The sequence below is a fragment of the Lentzea sp. NPDC004782 genome, assembly GCF_040609115.1.
GTDB lineage: Bacteria > Actinomycetota > Actinomycetes > Mycobacteriales > Pseudonocardiaceae > Lentzea.
On sequence record NZ_JBEXJN010000080.1, the window covers coordinates 15,099 to 32,614 of the forward strand.

Here is a 17,516-nt window from a genome sequence, read left to right on the forward strand (position 1 = left end):
TCAACTGGTAGAGTAGGGCTCATGAACCGAAAGCGGGGTACGTCACGCGACGAATGGGCGTCCCAGATCGCCGCGCTGGAGCAGGGAACGCCGCCGGCGCGCAAGGAACCGATCACGGTCGACCGCATCGTCACCACGGCGTTGCGGCTGGTGGAGACCGAGGGGTTCGACGCGCTGACGATGCGGCGGGTCGCCGCCGCGTTGGAAACCGGTCCGGCCTCGCTCTACGCGCACGTGCGGAACAAGGCGGAGCTCGACGACCTGCTGATCGGGACGCTGAGCAGGAACGTGTCGCTGCCCGCGCCGGACGCCGCGCGGTGGCGTGCTCAGTTCGTCGACGTCTGCGCCCAGCTGCGCGACCAGTTCCTGCGCTATCCGGGCATCGCGCGGGCCGCGCTGTCCGCCCCGCCGAACAACCTCGACACGTTGCGGATCACCGAGGGCATGCTCGCGATCCTGCTGGCCGGTGGCGTGGCGCCGCAGCCCGCGGCGTGGGCGATCGACGCCGCGCTGCTGTACGTGAGCGCCTACACGGTCGAGGCGTCGTTGCGCGGGGTCGTGGACCGGGACGAGATGCTGGCGCGGCTGCGGATGCTCCCGGTGAGCCGGTTCCCGCACACCGTCGCCCACGTCGACAAGATCAACGCGGGCGACGGGCACGAGCGGTTCGAGTTCACCCTGCGGCTGCTGCTGCAGGGCCTGGAGGGCTGAGCTACGGCTTGTCCGCGACCTTGATCTTGCCTTCGATGATCTGGGCCTTGTAGCCCTCGAGGATGCCCTGCAGCTTCGCGTCGACCTTGCCGCCCGACGCCGCGTAGCCGACACCGTTCACCTTGAGGTCGAACACCTTCGGCAGCGAGGCGAGGTCGTTCTTCGCGACGGCGCGGTAGAAGTCGTACACGGCGACGTCGACGCGCTTGAGGCTCGACGCGACGATGACGTCCCTGTTGCTGGCGAGCGCCGGCTGGTTGTACTGGTCGGCGTCGCAGCCGATCGCCAGCACACCGGCCTGCTTCGCCGCGGAGAAGACACCGAGGCCGGACGCGCCCGCGGCCGGGTAGACGACGTCGGCGCCCTTGTCGATCAGGCCCTTCGCGGCCTCCTGGCCCTTCGTCGGGTCCTGGAACCCGGTGAAGTCACCGGCCGGGGTGATGTACTTCTTGTCGACCTGGATCTTCGGTGCGGCGGTCTTCGCGCCCTGCACGTACCCGGCCTCGAACTTCTGGATCAACGGGATGTCGACGCCGCCGACGAAGCCCACGTGGCACTTCTTGCTCTGGTACGCGGCCACGACGCCCGCCAGGAAGGACCCCTCCTGCTCGGCGAACACCAGCGGCGTGACGTTGGGCGCGCCGTCCACGGTCGAGTCGACCAGGCCGAACTTGACGTTCGGGAACTCCGGTGCGACGACCTTGAGCGCCTCGGTGTACGCGAAGCCGACGCCGACGATCGGGTTGAAGCCCTCGGACGCGAGCTGGCGCAGGCGGGTCTGCTTGGCGGCCTCGTCCTCGTTGGGGGCGGCGGAGCGCTCGCGGGCGTTCTCCTTCTTGACGCCCAGCTCCTTGACCGCCCGGTCGAACCCGGCGGCGGCGAGGTCGTTGAACGACGCGTCGCCGCGGCCGCCGATGTCGTAGGCGAGGCCGATCTTCAGCGCGCTGCCGTCGACCTTGTCGGAGTCGGCGGCGGCGGTGCTGGAGGTCGTGGGCGCGCTGGGCGGCGCCGAGAACTCGCAGGCGGTACCGGTGGCTGAAGTGCTGGTGCCACCGGAGTCCTTCGCGCAGGCGCTGACGACCACGAGGCTGGTCAGCGCGATCGCGGCAGCGGCGGTGCCGCGGATGTGACGGCGCACGGCTCGTCCCCCTTGTTGATCGGTTTCCGTGCGGACGGTACCGCCCGCCGTGATCGATCGGTTGAGCATTCATCTATTGAGATGTTGACACTGTCACGATTGCAGTGTCAGTATCGCAGTGTGTGGACGCTCGACGAGCTGCTGGAACGCGTCTCCGCCGCGCTGACGGCGGAGTACTCGGGCGCGCCCAACGGACGCGTGCGGGACGTGCCCGACCGGCGGGCCGTCCGCTGGTACGCGACGACGGGGCTGGTCGACCGGCCGTCGGCGATGCGCGGCCGCACCGCGTTGTACGACCGGCGCCACCTGCTTCAGCTCGTGGCCGTGAAACGACTGCAGTCGGAAGGGAGGACGCTGGCCGAGATCCAGGCTTCGCTCGCCGGCGCCACCGACGCGACGCTGGCGGAGATCGCCCGCGTTCCCGACGGGCTGCTGGAGTCCGGTGACCCACCGCCCGCCTCGTCGGTCCGTCCCCGGTTCTGGGCCGAACCCGCGCGACCCGCGGTCGCGCTCAACGGCGTGGCGCTGGAAGGCGGTGTGGTCGTGCTGGTGCCCGGTTCGCCCAGTGCCGCCGACTGCGCGGACATCGCGGCCGCCGCCCGGCCGTTGCTCGACCTGCTCGCCGCCCGTGGTCTGCTCACCGAAAGGGAACCGTCATGACCTTCTCCGTCGCCCCGATGAAGAGCGCGGAAGCCGACCGCATCGGCCGGGCGATCGCGGACGCGGGCATCGGTGCACTGCGCACCGAACGCGGCAACCTGCCGCTGGAGCGCCTCGACGTGCGAGCGGCGATCACGGGCCTGCTCGGCCGCGTCGTGCTGACGACCGGTTTCGTGAACACCTTCGACACGGCCCTCGAAGCGACCTACGTGTTCCCGCTCCCGGACCGCGCCGCCGTGACCGGCATGAAGATGACCGCCGGCGACCGCACCGTCGTGGCCTCGCTGCAGGAACGCGGCGAGGCACGTCAGGCCTACGACGAGGCGATCGCGGCGGGCAGGCAGGCGTCCATCGTCGAGGAGGAACGACCGGACGTCTTCACCATGCGGGTGGGCAACATCCCCGCGGGCTCTCAGGTGAGCGTGGAGCTGAGCCTGACCGGGCCGCTGGTGTTCGAGGACGGCGCGGCCACCTTCCGGTTCCCGCTGGTGGTGGCGCCGCGGTACATCCCGGGAAGCCCGCTCGACGGGCCGTCCGTCGGTGACGGGCACGCGCTCGACACCGATCTGGTGCCGGACGCCTCGCGGATCACGCCACCGGTGCTGCTGCCCGGTTTCCCGAACCCCGTGCGGCTGAGCATCGGCGTGGAGATCGACCCGGCAGGGCTCTCGCTGGGCGAGGTGCGGTCGAGCCTGCACACCGTTGTGCGTGAGGGCATGACTTTGGCGGTGCAGCCCGGTGAGCGGGTCGACCGGGACTTCGTGCTGCGGCTGGCTTACGAGGGCGCCGGCTCGTCCGCCGTCTGCGTGTCCGATGTGGACTCCGACGGGGGTACCTACCAGCTGACGGTCCTGCCGCCCGAGGCCGCCGGCCCTGTCCGTGCGCGGGACGTCGTGCTGCTGCTCGACCGTTCCGGCAGCATGTCGGGCTGGAAGATGGTCGCGGCCCGGCGGGCGGCGGCCCGCATCGTCGACACGCTGACCGCGGACGACACGTTCGCCGTGATCACCTTCGACGACCGCGTGGACCGCCCGGACCTCGGCGCCGGCCTGGTGACGGCCGGCGACCGCCATCGGTTCCGCGCCGTCGAGCACCTGGCGCGCGTCGAGGCACGTGGCGGAACCGAGCTGTTCGCGCCGCTGCAGGAAGGACTTCGGCTGCTCGCCGACGCCGGTGAGGACCGCGATCCGGTGCTGGTGCTGGTGACGGACGGTCAGGTGGCCAACGAGGATCATCTGCTGCGGTCCGTCGCGCCTCTGATCAACCGCACGCGCGTGCACGCCGTCGGGATCGACACCGCGGTGAACGCGGGCTTCCTCGGCCGGCTCGCGGCTGCCGGTGCGGGGCGGTGTGAGCTCGTCGAGAGCGAGGACCGGCTGGACGAGGCGATGACGCACATCCAGCGTCGCATCGGTGCGCCGGTGGTCACCGATGTCGTGGTGTCGCCTGCCTCCGCTCTGCCGCGGCCGCCTTCGGCGATCTACCCCGGCGTGCCGCTGGTGGTGTTCGGGCGGTATCGCGGCGCTGTGCCGGACGGTTTCGTCGTGCGGGGCCGGGCTCGGGACGGTTCCGAGTGGCAGGAGACGGTGGCCGTGCTGGAGCACAGCGAGCCCGCGGTCCGGGCGCAGTGGGCTCGTGCGGCGCTGCGCGACCTGGAGGACCGGTACGCGTCCGGTGATCGGTCGGTGGAGCAGGAGATCGTGCGGACCTCGTTGCGGTTCGGGGTGTTGTGCCGCTTCACGGCTTTCGTGGCGGTGGACGAGCGAGTCGTGTCCGACGGGACCGTGCACCGGGTGGTGCAGCCGGTCGAGCCGCCCGCCGGGTGGGCGCCGGTGCACCCGCCGATCTCCCTGGCCACCCGGGGTTACGCGGGTCCGTCGGCCACGATGAGCCCCGCGGCGCCTTCCGGACCGCGGGACTTCGTGAGCGCTCCCCGCGGTGCTCGTCCGCTCTCGGCCTCGAAGCGGATGCCTCCGCCCGCTCCCGGGCCCGTGCCGGTGCCGGACGACCCGGCGGAACTGCGCGAGATCGCCGCGCTGGAGCTGCGACGCCTGGAGCAGGACGCGGGCCGTCCCGCCTGGGAACGCCAGGACCTGCTCGCCGACCTCGCCAGCAGGCTCGGCATCCTCGTCGCCGCCAAGCAGGGCCCCGAGTACGAGCCGTTGCGCCGTCTGGTCGCGGACCTCGGCGCGGGCGGTGACGTGGACGAGTTGTGGGCACGGGCGGTGCAGGTGCTGAGGGAGTTCGCCGAGGTGCCGCAACGGCGTCGGAGCTTCTGGCGCTGAACGGGTCGCCTGGCTCGGTCCCGCGCGCCCAGGACCGAGCCAGGCGGAGGTCAGAGGGCGTCCGGCACGTGGATGTCGCTGACGTGGACGTCCACCGCCGCCACGTCGTAGCCCAGGAACTGCTCGACGGCCTCGATCACGTCGACCCGGATCTGCTCGGCCAGCGCCTTGATCGCGTGGCCGTACTCGATCACCAGCGACACCTTGACGGTGGCGACGTCGTCCTCGACCGCGACCGAAACGCCTTCGTCGTCGAGACCGTGCACGCCGTCGACCTTGCCGACGACGACGGTCACGACCTTCGCGACGACGCTGTCGCTCAGGGTGACGCTGCCGCGGCTGCTCGCGGCGGGGCGGGCCTGCGGTGCTTCCCCGGCGACCGGTTCGGCCTCGACGTCGACCTCGCCGACGACCGGGGCGTCCTCGATTTCGGTTGCCGCGTCTTCGGTTGCCGCGTCTTCGGTTTCGAGCGCGGTGGGCTCGTCTTCCCCGGCACTCTCGTCTTCCGCCGCAGCGTCCTCTTCGGTCTCCGCGACGGCGTCCTCGTCAGCCTCTTCCGCGGTGTCCTCGTCGGCAGCGTCTTCGTCGGTGGCCTCCGGCGCGAGCTCCTCGACCGCTTCGGCGGTTTCGTCCTCGGCCGGAATCGCTTCGGTGTCAACGGTTTCCTCGGTGACGACCTCGGCGGGAGCGTCGGTGACCCGCAGCGACGCGGGGGTCGTGACCTCCTCCGCGGTGCCAGGGATGTCGTTGCGGGGCCGGCTGAAGAAGGTGCTGATGATCTCGGACATGGGGGAGTGGTGCCCCTTTCGAGAGCGCTGCGCGCAGGGAGGTGGGGGAACAGACCGCGCCATGATAGGCAGCCCGGCGACGCCTGTGATCGTCTGCTCCACTTCGAGATTTCCCTGTTATCTCAACGAGTCCAGCTCCTTGTGGAACACGAGGAAGTCGCACGGGCAGGCCAGGTGCTCCACCAGCGCCGGGTGGTCGTCGGCGAGATCGCCCTTGCGCACGACGCGGTAGCCGATGCGCGTGTACCACTCCCGCAGGAACTCCTTGACCGGATGATCCCAGGTCTGCGGCACGAGGAGCTCCAGCTGCATCCGGGCGAGGCCGTGCTCGCGTCCCCATTGCTCGGCAAAGGAAACGAGTACCCGGCCGACGCCGGTGCCGCGCGCCTCGGGTGCCGCCACCAGCATGCCGAACTCGCCGAGCTCCTCGTCGAGCTGCTGGAGCCGCACGGCACCCGTGACCCGGCCGTCCGACCTGACCGCCGCGATCTGCCCGGCGCGGATGAGGCCGGCGACCTCGGCCTCGCTGGTGCGGGCGGCTCCGTCGAGCCAGAGCCCGGCCTCGGCCTCGGCGTACACCCGGTTCACCAGGTCGGCGATCTCCGCGGCGAGCCCGGCGTCCTCGACGAAGCTCACCACGGCGACGGCTGGCTGGTCTCCGCGAGCTTCCGGGCGTGCTGGAGCACACCGAGCTCGCGCAACATCCGGTCGCGCTGGGCGGGATCGTGCGCGACGTGCGACGCGTGCAGCGCCTTGCGCAGCCGTGACGTCCGGAAGGGCGTCCACCGGCTCGCGAGCGCCAGCTTCGCGGCCCGCAACGCCGCCCGGTCGCGGGTGCGGGCGAGGGCGTCGCGGTGGTCGTCTCCCAGGCCCAGTAACGACAAGAGACGTTCCCGCAGCTCACGACCGACCCGTGCCCACGTGGTGGTGCGCCGCCGTGCGGCGCGGATCTCGATGCCGAGCGCGAGGTGCAGCATCACCAGCCCGAGCACCGGACCCAGCAGCACCCGCGCGGCACCGGCGACCGGCCCTGACAGGCTGATCGCGGCGAAGGCGGCGAACGCGGTCAGCGCCCACGCCACCAGCCGGGCAGGACCGGGACGGCCGTCGCGGCGCACGCCCGCGCGCATCGCCCAGCCGCAGGCGACCAGCGCCGACTCCATGACGGAGAACAGCACCACCCGCTCCACGGCGTCGGTGATGCCCAGGCGCAACGCGAAGAAGCGCCACGAGGTGTCGACGCTGACGCCGATGCTCAGCAGCGCGACCGCGTAGAAGCCCTTGGCGCCGACGGGTTGTGCCGGCGCGGTGGGGTGGTGAACTTCGGCAGGCCGGTGGACACCCCGCCGCGCCTCGGTGGTGCCCGCCTCGGCAGCCCCGTGAGCCTCGGCTGCCCGGCGCGCGATGGACTCCGCCTGCTCCAGCTCCGCGATCAGCTCCGGCGTGAGCGGCACGTGCCCTCCGGTGTCGGTGACCCCGTTGCGGGCGCGCCACTCGTTCACGATCGGCGCGGCGTACGGCCTGGTCGGCACCTGCTGGCCGTGCCGGTGCAGCCACCGCCGGACGTCCTCGACCGTGCTCCCGTGCGGCACGTGCTCCAGCGCGTACAGGATCTGCGCCTTCTTGGTCCTGAGCCGGCCCAGCGCCGCCTCGTGGCCGGTCGTCTGGCCGGCCTCGTACGAACTCACTCGTCCTCTCCGTCCTCTGCGGTGTTCAGGGGCTCTGAACTGTTCGGTGGTCTGTGATCATGTGTGATCGAACGTGTTCGTCTGAGCTGAGGCGACCTTCGCAGCGATGGGAACATGTGTTCGACAGGGTGATCGGGTGTCGCTCGTGACCCCCGTGATCCAGGCGTATCGGTTCGCCCTGGAGCCCAGTGGACTCACGTTCACTCACACTTCAGGTAACGGCACCGGTCGAAGCGCACACCGGGAACGAATCTCATCAACGCAATTTCGCGGCACCCTACCGTGCGGCGCGCTGGTCAGATGAGCGCCCTGATCGCCCGCTCGAACCCGATCACGTGCTGGGAGGCCAGTTCGCCCGCCTTCTTGGCGTCACCGTCGACGATCGCGGTCAGCAGCGGCACGTGCTCGTCGACGTGCCCGGCCATCCCGGACAACCGCGGCAGGAACACGCACCAGATGCGCGTGGCCAGGTTGTCGTAGGAGATCAGGGTGTCTTCCAGAAACGGGTTGTGCACGCACCGGTAGATCGCGCGGTGCACGCCGACGTCGTCGCGCAGCAGCGCGGTGTTGTCGCCCGGACGGGCGGCGGTCTCCAGCTGGGACCGCAGTTCGGTCAGGGCGGTCCGGTCGTCTGCCGTGGCGCGTTCGGCGGCGGCGGACGCGGCCAGCGGCTCCAGGGTGCGGCGGACCTCGGAGATGTGCGAGAGGTCGGAGATGTTCACGTCGGTGGCGAACGTGCCGCGGCGCGGGAAGGCGACGACGAGCCGTTCCTGCTCAAGTCGTTTCAGGGCCTCGCGGATCGGGGTGCGGCCGACGCCGAGCTCGCTGCGCAGCCGGTCCTCGTTGATCGGTTCGCCCGGCTTGATCTCCAGCATCACCAGGCGGTCGCGCAGCACGGCGTACGCCTGTTCCGTCATCGAGGAGGCCGCGGGCTCGTCGTTGACCTGCGTGTTCATGTGACCTACGGTACTGCACAGACTGATATACCAGTAGTCGACCAGGTGATTTCGCTGGAGGCGTCGCGATGACCAGCCCGCCCGGAGCACATCTGCCCGAGCACCCGGACTTCCTCTGGGAGAACCCGGAACCGAAAGCCTCCTACGACGTCGTGGTGGTCGGCGGTGGCGGGCACGGCCTCGCGACCGCCTACTACCTCGCCAAGGTCCACGGCATCACGAACGTGGCGGTGCTGGAGAAGGGCTGGCTCGCGGGCGGCAACATGGCCCGCAACACCACGATCATCCGGTCGAACTACCTGTGGGACGAGAGCTCCGGCATCTACGAGCACTCGCTGAAGCTGTGGGAGGGCCTGGAGGACGACCTCGGCTACCCGATCCTGTTCGACCAGCGCGGGGTGCTGAACCTCGCGCACAGCCTGCAGGACGTCCGCGACAGCGTCCGGCGCGTCAACGCCAACCGCCTCAACGGGATCGACGCGGAGTGGGTGGACGCCGAGGGCGTCAAGGAGATCTGCCCGATCGTCAACATCTCCCAGGACGTGCGGTATCCCGTGCTGGGCGCCACCTATCAGCCGCGCGCGGGCATCGCGAAGCACGACTACGTGGCCTGGGGCTACGCGCGGGCCGCGCACGCGACGGGCGTCGACCTGATCCAGAACTGCGAGGTCACCGGGCTGGAAACCTCCGGCGGCCGGATCACCGCGGTGGAGACTTCGCGCGGTCGCATCGCGGCCGGTCGCGTCGCCCTGTGCGCGGCCGGGCACAGCTCCGTGCTCGCGGCGATGGCCGGCCTGCGGCTGCCGCTCGCCTCGCACCCGTTGCAGGCACTGGTTTCCGAGCTGCTCGAACCCGTCCACCCGACCGTCGTCATGTCGAACGCCGTGCACGTCTACGTCTCCCAGGCGCACAAGGGAGAGCTCGTGATGGGCGCCGGGATCGACAGCTACAACGGTTACGGCCAAAGGGGTTCGTTCCACGTCATCGAGCAGCAGATGGCCGCGGCGCTGGAGCTGTTCCCGGTCTTCGCGCGGGCGCACCTGCTGCGGACGTGGGCGGGCATCGTCGACGTGAGCCCGGACGCCTCGCCGATCGTCGGTCTCACGCCCGTGCAGGGGCTCTACCTGAACTGCGGCTGGGGGACCGGCGGGTTCAAGGCCACGCCCGGTGTCGGTGACTGCTTCGCGCACACCATCGCCCACGACAAACCGCACCCGTACAACGAGCCGTTCACCCTCGAGCGCTTCACCACGGGCGCCCTCGTCGACGAGCACGGCGCCGCAGCCGTGGCGCACTAGCAGGAGCTGACATGCAACTCATCCCGTGTCCGTGGTGCGGGCCGCGCGAGGAAGCGGAGTTCCACTACGGCGGCCAGGCGCACGTCGCGTACCCCGAGGACCCGTCGGCGCTGACCGACGAGGAGTGGGCGCAGTACGTGTTCTTCCGGGACAACCCGAGCGGTCCGTTCGCCGAGCGCTGGAGCCACAGCGCAGGGTGCCGGCGGTGGTTCAACGCCGTCCGCGACACCCGCACCCACGACCTGCTCGCCGTGTACCGCGCGGGCGAGCCGATGCCGGAGGTGGCGTCATGACGTTCCGCACGCCCACCGGTGGCGCGATCAACCGGAACACGTTGCTGCACTTCACCTTCAACGGCCAGTCGTACACCGGGCATCCCGGTGACACGCTCGCCTCGGCCCTGCTCGCCCACGGTGTGCACGAGATCGGCAGCAGCGTGAAGCTCGGCCGGCCGCGCGGGATCGTCGCGGCGGGCTCGGAGGACCCGACGTCGCTGGTGCAGATCGAGGCGCCCTTCTCCGAACCGATGCTGCTCGCCACCACCGTGGAGCTGTACGACGGGCTGGTGGCGCGTGGCCTGGCCGGGCAGGGACGGCTGTCCGCTGAGCCCGACCCGGCGCGGTACGACGCCAAGCACGAGCACTGCGACGTGCTGGTGGTCGGCGCAGGGCCCGCGGGTCTGGTGGCGGCTCTGACGGCGGCACGCAGTGGTGCCCGCGTCGTGCTGGTCGACGAGCAGAACCAGCCCGGTGGCTCGTTGCTCGGGACGGACGAGTACCTGGACGACCGGCCTTCCGCGGAGTGGGTCGCGGACGTCGTGGCCGAGCTGAAGACCACGCCGGGCGTGTTGGTGCTGGAGCGCACCACGGCGTTCGGCATGTACCAGGACGGGTTCGTGCTCGCGCTGCAGAAGCGCACCGACCACCTCGGGTTCGCTGCGCCTGCTTCCGTTGCGCGGCAACGGGTGTGGCGGATCCGGACCAAGCAGACCGTGCTGGCCACCGGTGCGCACGAACGTCCGGTGGTGTTCGCGGACAACGACCGGCCCGGGATCATGCTGGCCTCGGCGGCACGGACGTTCCTGCACCGGTACGGGGTGCTGCCCGGATCACGGGCGGTGGTGTTCACGACCAACGACAGTGCTTACTGCGCGGCGATCGACCTCGCCGAGTCCGGTGTGGACATCGCCCTGATCGTGGACGCTCGGCCGGAGGCGCCTGCGCGGCTGGCGACGGAGTGCGCGGCGCGGGGGATCGAGGTCCGTGCCGGGCGGATGGTGACCGGAACGGAGGGCGCCGGCCGGATCACTGCGGTCCAGGTCGGCAGCGAGAAGATCGAGTGCGACGCGCTCTTGGTGTCGGGCGGCTGGAACCCCGTCGTCAGCCTCTTCAGCCAAGCCCGCGGCACGCTGCGCTACGACGCCCAGCTCGGCGCTTTCGTGCCCGGCGAGGACCTTCCGGCCGTGCGCGTCGCCGGATCGGCGACCGGAGAACTCGACCTCGCGGCGTGCGTCCGCCAGGGCCGCGAGGCGGGCGAGGCGGCCGCCTCCGGGTTCACGCCCGGCGGTCAGGTGCCGCTGCCGGTCTCGGACTCTCGTTGCACGGCACGCACCGGTCTGGTGCTGTGGCGCGTCCCCGGCGACGAGGACACCAGCTTCGTCGACCTGCAACGCGACGCGACCGTCGCGGACGTGCTGCGCGCCACCGGTGCCGGCCTGCGGTCGTTGGAGCACATCAAGCGCTACACGACCATCGGCACCGCCCACGACCAGGGCAAGACGTCCGGCATGATCGCGGCCGGCATCGTCGCCGAGGCACTGGGCGTGCAGCTCGCGGACCAGCGGCCCACCACGTTCCGCCCGCCCTACACGTCGGTCTCGTTCGCGGCACTGGCCGGACGCAACCGCGGCGAGCTGCACGACCCGGTGCGCGTCACGGCGATCCACCCGTGGCACGTGGCGCACGGGGCGTTGTTCGAGAACGTCGGGCAGTGGAAGCGGCCCTGGTACTACCCGCGGGACGGCGAGGACCTGCACGCGGCCGTGCTGCGCGAGTGCCGGGCGGCGCGCGAGAGCGTCGGGATGATGGACGGCTCGACGCTCGGCAAGATCGACGTGCAGGGCCGCGACGCGGGCAAGTTCCTCGACCTGCTCTACACCAACCTGATGAGCACGCTGAAGGTCGGCCGGATCCGGTACGGCGTCATGTGCGGCGTCGACGGGATGGTGATCGACGACGGCACGGTCATCCGGGTCGGTGAGGAGCGGTACCTGGTCACCACGACGACCGGCAACGCCGCCAAGATCCTCGACTGGATGGAGGAGTGGCTGCAGACGGAGTGGCCGCACCTCGACGTGCACTGCACCTCGGTCACCGAGCACTGGGCCACGATCCCGTTGGTGGGTCCCAAATCTCGCGACGTGCTGGCCGCAGTGGCACCGGGGCTGGACGTCAGCAACGAGGCGTTCGAGTTCATGACCTGGCACGACGCCGACGTCGCGGGAGTGCCGGCACGTGTGTGCCGGATCAGCTTCTCCGGCGAGCTCGCCTACGAGATCAACGTGACCGCCTGGCACGGCCTCGCCGTCTGGGAGGCGTTGATGGCGGCGGGCGAGCAGTACGGGATCACGCCGTACGGCACGGAAACCATGCACGTGCTTCGCGCCGAGAAGGGCTATCCGATCATCGGCCAGGAGACCGACGCCACGGTCACACCCCAGGACCTGGGCATGTCGTGGGCGGTGTCGAAGAAGAAGCCGGACTTCATCGGCAAACGGTCGTTCGCGCGTGCGGAGAACAACCGCAGCGACCGCAAGCAGCTGGTGGGGTTGCTGCCCGTGGATCCGAACGTGTTGCTGCCGGAGGGGTCGCAGATCGTCGAGACCGACCGGCTGCCGGAACCGCCGGTGCGGATGCTCGGCCACGTCACGTCCAGCTACCCCAGCGCGGCGCTCGGCCGGACCTTCGCGCTCGCGCTCGTGCGGTCCGGTCACGAACGCATCGGCGAGACGCTGTACGTGCCGGTCGAGGACGAGCTCGTGCCGGTCACCGTCACCGAATCCGTGCTCTACGACAAGGAAGGAGCCCGTCGTGACGGCTGACCCGACCAGTCCGCTGGCGGCCTGGACCGACCGGCTGGCCGCGCTCGCCCCGGCGTTGCACGTGGCGGAACGGCCCTTCCGCTCGCAGCTCACCGTGCGCGCGTCGGACCCCGATGCCATCGCGGCGATGGGCTCGGCGCTCGGAGCGCAGTTCCCGTTGGTTCCGTGCACCTTCACGGAAGGCTCCGGCCCGTTCGGGGACGTCGAGGTGCTCTGGCTCGGCCCCGACGAGTTCCTCGTCACGGCGGCACCCGACCTGCAGATCGCGATCGAGGAGGTGTTGCGTGGCGCGCTCGGATCATCGCGGGGGTCCGTTGTGGACACTTCGGCGCAGCGCACGACCCTGGTACTGGAGGGGCCGCACGTCCGGGACGTGCTCGCTCACGGATGTGCCGTGGACCTGCACCCGTCTTCGGCTCCCACCGGCACTTGCGTGCAGACGCTGCTCGCCAGGACGGGAATCATCCTGCAGGTGCACGACGACGACGTGACGCTGCTGGTCCGGTCGTCGTTCGCCGAGTACCTCGCGGCCTGGCTGAGCGACGCGTGCGTCGAGTACGGGGTGGCGTCATGAGCCGGCACTTCACCCTGACGCTGAGCTGCCCCGAGCGGGCGGGCATCGTCCACGCCGTGACGTCGTTCCTCGTCGACCACGGCTGCGACATCGTGGAACACCAGCAGTTCGACGACGACGTCCGCAGCAAACTGTTCCTGCGCACTGCTTTCACGTGCGAGTCGGCCGGCGTCGACGAACTCGCCACGGCGTTCGCCGCGGTCGCGAACCAGTTCGAGATGAGCTTCGACCTGTGGGACGAGCGCGCGCCGCGCATCCTCGTGATGGTGTCGAAGGCCGGGCACTGCCTGAACGACCTGCTGTTCCGCTGGCGCGCGGGCAACCTCGGCGGCGAGATCGCGGCGGTCGTGTCGAACCACGAGGACCTGCGCCCGATGGCGGAGGCGGCCGGGCTCGACTTCGTGCACGTGCCGAACACCGCCGACACCAAGCACCTCGCCGAGCAGCGCCTGCTGGAGCTCGTCGAGGAGTACCAGGCCGACCTGGTGGTGCTGGCGCGTTACATGCAGGTGCTCTCCAACGACCTGTGCGAGAAGCTGTCCGGCCGGGTGATCAACATCCACCACTCGTTCCTGCCCGGTTTCAAGGGTGCCAAGCCGTACCACCAGGCCTACGACCGCGGCGTGAAGTACGTGGGCGCGACGGCCCACTACGTGACGCCCGACCTCGACGAGGGCCCGATCATCGAGCAGGAGGTGCTGCGGGTCGACCACTCCTTCGACCCGCGCTCGCTCACCGCGGTGGGCCGGGACGCCGAGGCGCTGGCCCTGTCCCGCGCGGTGCGCTGGCATTGTGAGCACCGCGTGCTGCCCAACGGCAACGGCACGGTCGTGTTCCGCTGAGTTGTATCGGCGGTGTATCGGCCGTGGATGTCCCCCCGAAAGGCTGCGGGAGCAGTGCAGTCAGGGAAAAGGGGATGTTCATGCGGTTCACCAAAGTGACGGGTGCCGTCGTCGGCCTGCTGGGCGCGGCGCTCATCAGCACCGCCGCTCCGGCCGGCGCGGCCACCGGCGAAGTGTTCAGCCCGGACGTCGAGATCGCGCAGCCGTGGCTCGACGACACCGCCACCACGCCGGCCGGCGACGTCGCGATCCAGCAGACCGCGGCCGGCGCGATCAAGTGGATGTCGGACCGCCGCGGCAGCACCGCGTACGAGGGCTACTGCGAGCGCGCGGTGCGCCTGGCGTGGGACCGCACGACCCACCACGCCTCGGCCATCGAGCACTGGCGGTCGTCCGACGGTGCCCGCCACACCACCGGCACGCCGCCCAAGGGCGCGTTCGTGTTCTGGAACACCAGCTCGAACGGCCACGTGGGCATCGCGGACGGTGCGGGCGGGTTCTGGTCGACCAGCGTGGGTGGCAAGATCGGCCACGGCAGCTCGGTCGGCTACTTCCGCAACTACCTCGGCTGGAAGCCCGGCAACAGCAACTGAGGCAGTGCATCCGCCGCGCGCGCCAGTGTGCGCAGCGCGGCGGGTTCGCCTTCCCGGTTTCCTGTGCGGCGGTAGGTTTCCAGCGCCTGGCACACCAGGTCGTGCGCCGCCCGCGGGTGGCCGTTCGACAGCAACGCCTCGGCCAGCTCGACCTGTGCGAACGCCGTGCACCGCTCGTCGGTGAGGTCCATCAGGATCGACACGGCCCGCCGCGCGCTGACCAGCTCCTCAGCGTGCTCGCCGGTGCTGCGGTACAGCGCCGCCAGCCGCACCAGCACGAGCGCTTCGCGGTGCGCGTCACCGAGATCGGCGGCCAGCTGCCGGGCACCGGTGAGCCAGGCGCGGGCCTCCTCCAGCGCGCCGAGTGCGCCGTGAACCGCGCCGATCGACGCCCGCACGTGCGCCACGGAGTGCAGGTCGCCCGCGGCCTCCAGCAGGCGCAACGCCTCGGTGTAGCAGGCCATCGAGCGTTCGTACTCGGCGCGCAGCCGGTACACCACACCGATGCCCGCGATCGCCGTACCCTGCCCGCGCTCGTCGCCGGCGGTCCGGTGGAGCTCTTGCGCCGCAAGCAGTTCGCGTTCAGCTTCGGTGAACTCGTCGCGGTAGATGTGCACCTGGGCGATGCCGCGCAGCAACGCCGCCTCGCCCGCCCTGTTGCCCGCCGCCCGGACGCTCTGCAACGCCCGTGCGTGCGTGCGGCCCCAGTCCTCGTAGTGGCTGTGCAGGTCGAAGAACGGCACGCAGGCCGCGGCGAGCTGCCACGCCACCTCGTCGAGCCCGGCGGCCGCGGCGAGGTCGACCGCGCCGCACAACGTCCGCCGTTCCGCCTCGAACCACGCCACCGGGTCGGCCAGCAGGTGTTCCGGCGCCTCCACCCGGTCCACCTCGGCGATGGTCGTGCCGAACGTGACCGGCAACCGGCGCGCGGCCGTGACCGCGAGCCACAGCCAGACGCGCAACGTGCGTTCCAGCGTTTCCCGCCGGTCCGGCAACGCTTCGGCCAGCTCCAGCGCGTGGCACCGCAACAGGTCGTGCAACCGGTAGCGCGGCTGGCCGATCCCGTCGGCACCGCACGACTCCAGCAGGTTCGCGTCGACCAGCCCGTCCACCAGGTGCTCGGTACCCGGCTCGGCGAGCAGCGGCTCGACCACCCAGCCGGGGAAGTCCTGCGCTCCCAGCAACGCCAGCCGCACGAACGCCCGGAACTCGCGGTCGGGCAGCTGCCGGACGCTCAGGTCGAAGCTCGCCCGCACCGCCAGCTCACCGGAGCTGAGCTCCCGCAACCGCGTCGACTCGTCGACCAGCCGTTCCCGCAGCACCTGCATCGACCACCCGCTGCGCCCGGCCAGCCGCGCGCCCGCCACCCGGATCGCCAGCGGAAGATGCCCGCACGCGCGGGCGATGGCCGCGGCCTCGGCGGGCTGGGCGCTGACCCGGTCCTCACCGGCGATGCCCGCGAGCAGCGCGGCGGCCTCACCGGGTTCGAACGGCGGGAGCTCCACCTGCACCGCGCCGGGCAGCTCGGGCAGCCTGCGCCTGCTGGTGACCAGCACCGCGCACCCGGCCTCGGCGGGCAGCAGCGGCACGATCTGGCTCACCGAGGCGGCGTCGTCGAGCACCACCAGCACCCGCCGGCCCGCGAGCTGCGACCGGTAGAGCGCGGCACGGGCGGTGACCTGCGAGGGCAGTCCGGCACCGGTGATGCCCAAGGCGTGCAACAGCTCCGTGAGCACCTCGCCGGCCTCGCGCGGCTGTTCGGACGTGCCCGCGAGGTCGACGTACAGCTGGCCGTCCGGGAAGTGGTCGCTGACCAGGTGCGCCACCCGGATCGCGAGCGTCGACTTGCCGACGCCGGGCGGCCCGGTCACCCCGGCGACCGGTGCCGACACCGAACCACGCCGCAACGCCGCGGCCAGCGCCTCGGTTTCGGTGGCCCGGCCGCAGAAATCCGACACCGACGGCGGCAGCTGCCGGATCGGCGGGGCGAACGGCTCGTCCCGCAGCACCGCCAGCTGGGCTTCGCGCAACGCCGGTCCCGGCTCCAGCCCGAGCTCGTCGGCGAGCCGTTCGCGCATGTCCGCGTAGACCTGCAACGCCTCGGCACGCCGGTTGTCCCGTTGCAGCGCGACCACGAGCTGACCGCACACACTCTCGCGGTACGGATGTTCCACCAGCAACGCCCGCAGCTCCGGAATCGCCGCCGCACCCTCACCCAGCGCCACCTGCAACGCGAGCCGCTGCTCGGTCGCCGCGAGCCTCGCCTCGTCGAGCCGGGCGAGCGCGGGCGTCCAGGCGTCGTGGTCCGGCAGGTCTTCGAGCGGGCGGCCGCGCCAGAGGGATTCCGCCTGCCGCAACGACTCCAGCGCGGTGTCGGGGCGGCGGCGCGCCTGCGCCACCAGGCTTTCGAACAGCAACGCGTCGACTTCGTGCGGCTCGACCGCCAGCAGGTAGCCGGTGCCGTGCGTGCGCAGGCGGTCGTCGAGCAGCTGCCGCAACTGCCAGACGTACGTCCGGACGTTCGACACCACCGACCGCGGCCGCGACACCGGCCACAGCACGTCGACGAGCTGGTCGAGTGAGACACCGGTGTTCGCGTGCAACGCGAGGTGCGCCAGCAGCGTCCGCTGCTTGACGCCGCCGAGGCTCTCCCGGCGGTCGTCCCGCCAGACCTCCAGCGGTCCCAGCAACCGCACGCTCAACCCGCTGATGGCTCCTCCGCTCCTCGGCGCGTCCGGGCGGGAGGATAGCGGCGGCGACGTCGCCCTCGTGCCGGTTTCGCGGCAATTCGTCAACGCAGGTGCTGACCGAAGAACGCGTGGGCCGCCGCGGGTGCCGGTTGCTCGATGAACGGCGCATTCGTCCACCTCAGGTGGACGAATG

General features: G+C 71.1%; 15 protein-coding genes. 9 read left to right on the forward strand and 6 right to left on the reverse strand.

All coding sequences use genetic code 11. From position 1 onward, the window contains the following. Positions 1-21 precede the first annotated feature (21 nt). Positions 22-711: a TetR/AcrR family transcriptional regulator gene (locus tag ABZV40_RS41640; RefSeq protein WP_355454956.1), complete on the forward strand. Its 690-nt coding sequence runs from the start codon at positions 22-24 to the stop codon at positions 709-711. A gap of 1 nt (position 712) precedes the next feature. On the opposite strand, the gene ABZV40_RS41645 is transcribed toward ABZV40_RS41640, so the two are convergent. Further along, positions 713-1,837, reverse strand: a complete 1,125-nt coding sequence (locus ABZV40_RS41645; protein ID WP_355454981.1) for a BMP family ABC transporter substrate-binding protein — start codon at positions 1,835-1,837, stop codon at positions 713-715. Positions 1,838-1,969: 132 nt separating this feature from the next. On the opposite strand from ABZV40_RS41645, the gene ABZV40_RS41650 reads away from it, so the two are divergent. Both ABZV40_RS41650 and ABZV40_RS41655 read left to right on the forward strand, forming a co-directional pair. After that, positions 1,970-2,509 (forward strand): MerR family transcriptional regulator, encoded by a 540-nt coding sequence (locus tag ABZV40_RS41650; RefSeq protein WP_355454958.1) that lies wholly within the window; start codon positions 1,970-1,972, stop codon positions 2,507-2,509. Continuing rightward, positions 2,506-4,794 carry a VIT domain-containing protein gene (locus ABZV40_RS41655; RefSeq protein WP_355454960.1) on the forward strand — a complete coding sequence of 763 codons (2,289 nt, stop codon included), beginning with the start codon at positions 2,506-2,508 and terminating at the stop codon, positions 4,792-4,794. The genes ABZV40_RS41650 and ABZV40_RS41655 overlap by 4 nt, the downstream gene beginning before the upstream one ends. A gap of 50 nt (positions 4,795-4,844) precedes the next feature. On the opposite strand, the gene ABZV40_RS41660 is transcribed toward ABZV40_RS41655, so the two are convergent. The 4 genes from ABZV40_RS41660 to ABZV40_RS41675 form a co-directional block, all read right to left on the reverse strand. Next, positions 4,845-5,582, reverse strand: coding sequence for an Asp23/Gls24 family envelope stress response protein (locus ABZV40_RS41660; RefSeq protein WP_355454962.1), 738 nt, complete (start codon positions 5,580-5,582; stop codon positions 4,845-4,847). Between the two features lie 117 nt (positions 5,583-5,699). Continuing rightward, a complete protein-coding gene (locus tag ABZV40_RS41665) occupies positions 5,700-6,218 on the reverse strand; it encodes a GNAT family N-acetyltransferase (protein ID WP_355454964.1) in 519 nt (172 codons plus the stop codon). Next, entirely contained in the window at positions 6,215-7,270 is a 1,056-nt protein-coding gene (locus tag ABZV40_RS41670; RefSeq protein ID WP_355454966.1) for a hypothetical protein, read from the reverse strand. The genes ABZV40_RS41665 and ABZV40_RS41670 overlap by 4 nt, the downstream gene beginning before the upstream one ends. Before the next feature lie 296 nt (positions 7,271-7,566). Beyond that, the gene (locus tag ABZV40_RS41675) at positions 7,567-8,226 is read right to left on the reverse strand and encodes a GntR family transcriptional regulator (RefSeq protein ID WP_355454968.1); all 660 of its coding nucleotides are present in this window, start codon (positions 8,224-8,226) and stop codon (positions 7,567-7,569) included. Positions 8,227-8,294: 68 nt separating this feature from the next. On the opposite strand from ABZV40_RS41675, the gene ABZV40_RS41680 reads away from it, so the two are divergent. The 6 genes from ABZV40_RS41680 (at position 8,295) to ABZV40_RS41705 (ending at position 14,633) form a co-directional block, all read left to right on the forward strand. Continuing rightward, complete coding sequence (locus tag ABZV40_RS41680; RefSeq protein WP_355454970.1) at positions 8,295-9,524, forward strand: sarcosine oxidase subunit beta family protein; 1,230 nt, start codon at positions 8,295-8,297, stop codon at positions 9,522-9,524. An 11-nt stretch (positions 9,525-9,535) separates the two neighbouring features. After that, positions 9,536-9,817 (forward strand): sarcosine oxidase subunit delta, encoded by a 282-nt coding sequence (locus tag ABZV40_RS41685; protein WP_167979291.1) that lies wholly within the window; start codon positions 9,536-9,538, stop codon positions 9,815-9,817. Further along, complete coding sequence (locus ABZV40_RS41690; RefSeq protein ID WP_355454972.1) at positions 9,814-12,624, forward strand: 2Fe-2S iron-sulfur cluster-binding protein; 2,811 nt, start codon at positions 9,814-9,816, stop codon at positions 12,622-12,624. Before ABZV40_RS41685 ends, ABZV40_RS41690 begins: the two co-directional genes overlap by 4 nt. After that, the gene (locus ABZV40_RS41695; RefSeq protein WP_355454974.1) at positions 12,614-13,198 is read left to right on the forward strand and encodes a sarcosine oxidase subunit gamma family protein; all 585 of its coding nucleotides are present in this window, start codon (positions 12,614-12,616) and stop codon (positions 13,196-13,198) included. The genes ABZV40_RS41690 and ABZV40_RS41695 overlap by 11 nt, the downstream gene beginning before the upstream one ends. Beyond that, a complete protein-coding gene (gene purU / locus ABZV40_RS41700; protein WP_355454976.1) occupies positions 13,195-14,040 on the forward strand; it encodes a formyltetrahydrofolate deformylase in 846 nt (281 codons plus the stop codon). Before ABZV40_RS41695 ends, purU begins: the two co-directional genes overlap by 4 nt. A gap of 80 nt (positions 14,041-14,120) precedes the next feature. Next, a complete protein-coding gene (locus ABZV40_RS41705; RefSeq protein WP_355454977.1) occupies positions 14,121-14,633 on the forward strand; it encodes a hypothetical protein in 513 nt (170 codons plus the stop codon). Here the strand turns inward: ABZV40_RS41705 and ABZV40_RS41710 are convergent. Beyond that, complete coding sequence (locus ABZV40_RS41710) at positions 14,600-17,329, reverse strand: BTAD domain-containing putative transcriptional regulator (RefSeq protein ID WP_355454983.1); 2,730 nt, start codon at positions 17,327-17,329, stop codon at positions 14,600-14,602. The two genes, ABZV40_RS41705 and ABZV40_RS41710, sit on opposite strands and share 34 nt — an antisense overlap. Positions 17,330-17,516 lie beyond the last annotated feature (187 nt).

Coding starts and splice junctions, on each gene's coding strand:
- ABZV40_RS41640 (WP_355454956.1), top strand. CDS start 22: ATGAACCGAAAGCGGGGTACGTCACGCGACGAATGGGCGTCCCAGATC.
- ABZV40_RS41655 (WP_355454960.1), top strand. CDS start 2,506: ATGACCTTCTCCGTCGCCCCGATGAAGAGCGCGGAAGCCGACCGCATC.
- ABZV40_RS41660 (WP_355454962.1), bottom strand. CDS start 5,582: ATGTCCGAGATCATCAGCACCTTCTTCAGCCGGCCCCGCAACGACATC.
- ABZV40_RS41675 (WP_355454968.1), bottom strand. CDS start 8,226: ATGAACACGCAGGTCAACGACGAGCCCGCGGCCTCCTCGATGACGGAA.
- ABZV40_RS41680 (WP_355454970.1), top strand. CDS start 8,295: ATGACCAGCCCGCCCGGAGCACATCTGCCCGAGCACCCGGACTTCCTC.
- ABZV40_RS41685 (WP_167979291.1), top strand. CDS start 9,536: ATGCAACTCATCCCGTGTCCGTGGTGCGGGCCGCGCGAGGAAGCGGAG.
- ABZV40_RS41690 (WP_355454972.1), top strand. CDS start 9,814: ATGACGTTCCGCACGCCCACCGGTGGCGCGATCAACCGGAACACGTTG.
- purU (WP_355454976.1), top strand. CDS start 13,195: ATGAGCCGGCACTTCACCCTGACGCTGAGCTGCCCCGAGCGGGCGGGC.
- ABZV40_RS41705 (WP_355454977.1), top strand. CDS start 14,121: ATGCGGTTCACCAAAGTGACGGGTGCCGTCGTCGGCCTGCTGGGCGCG.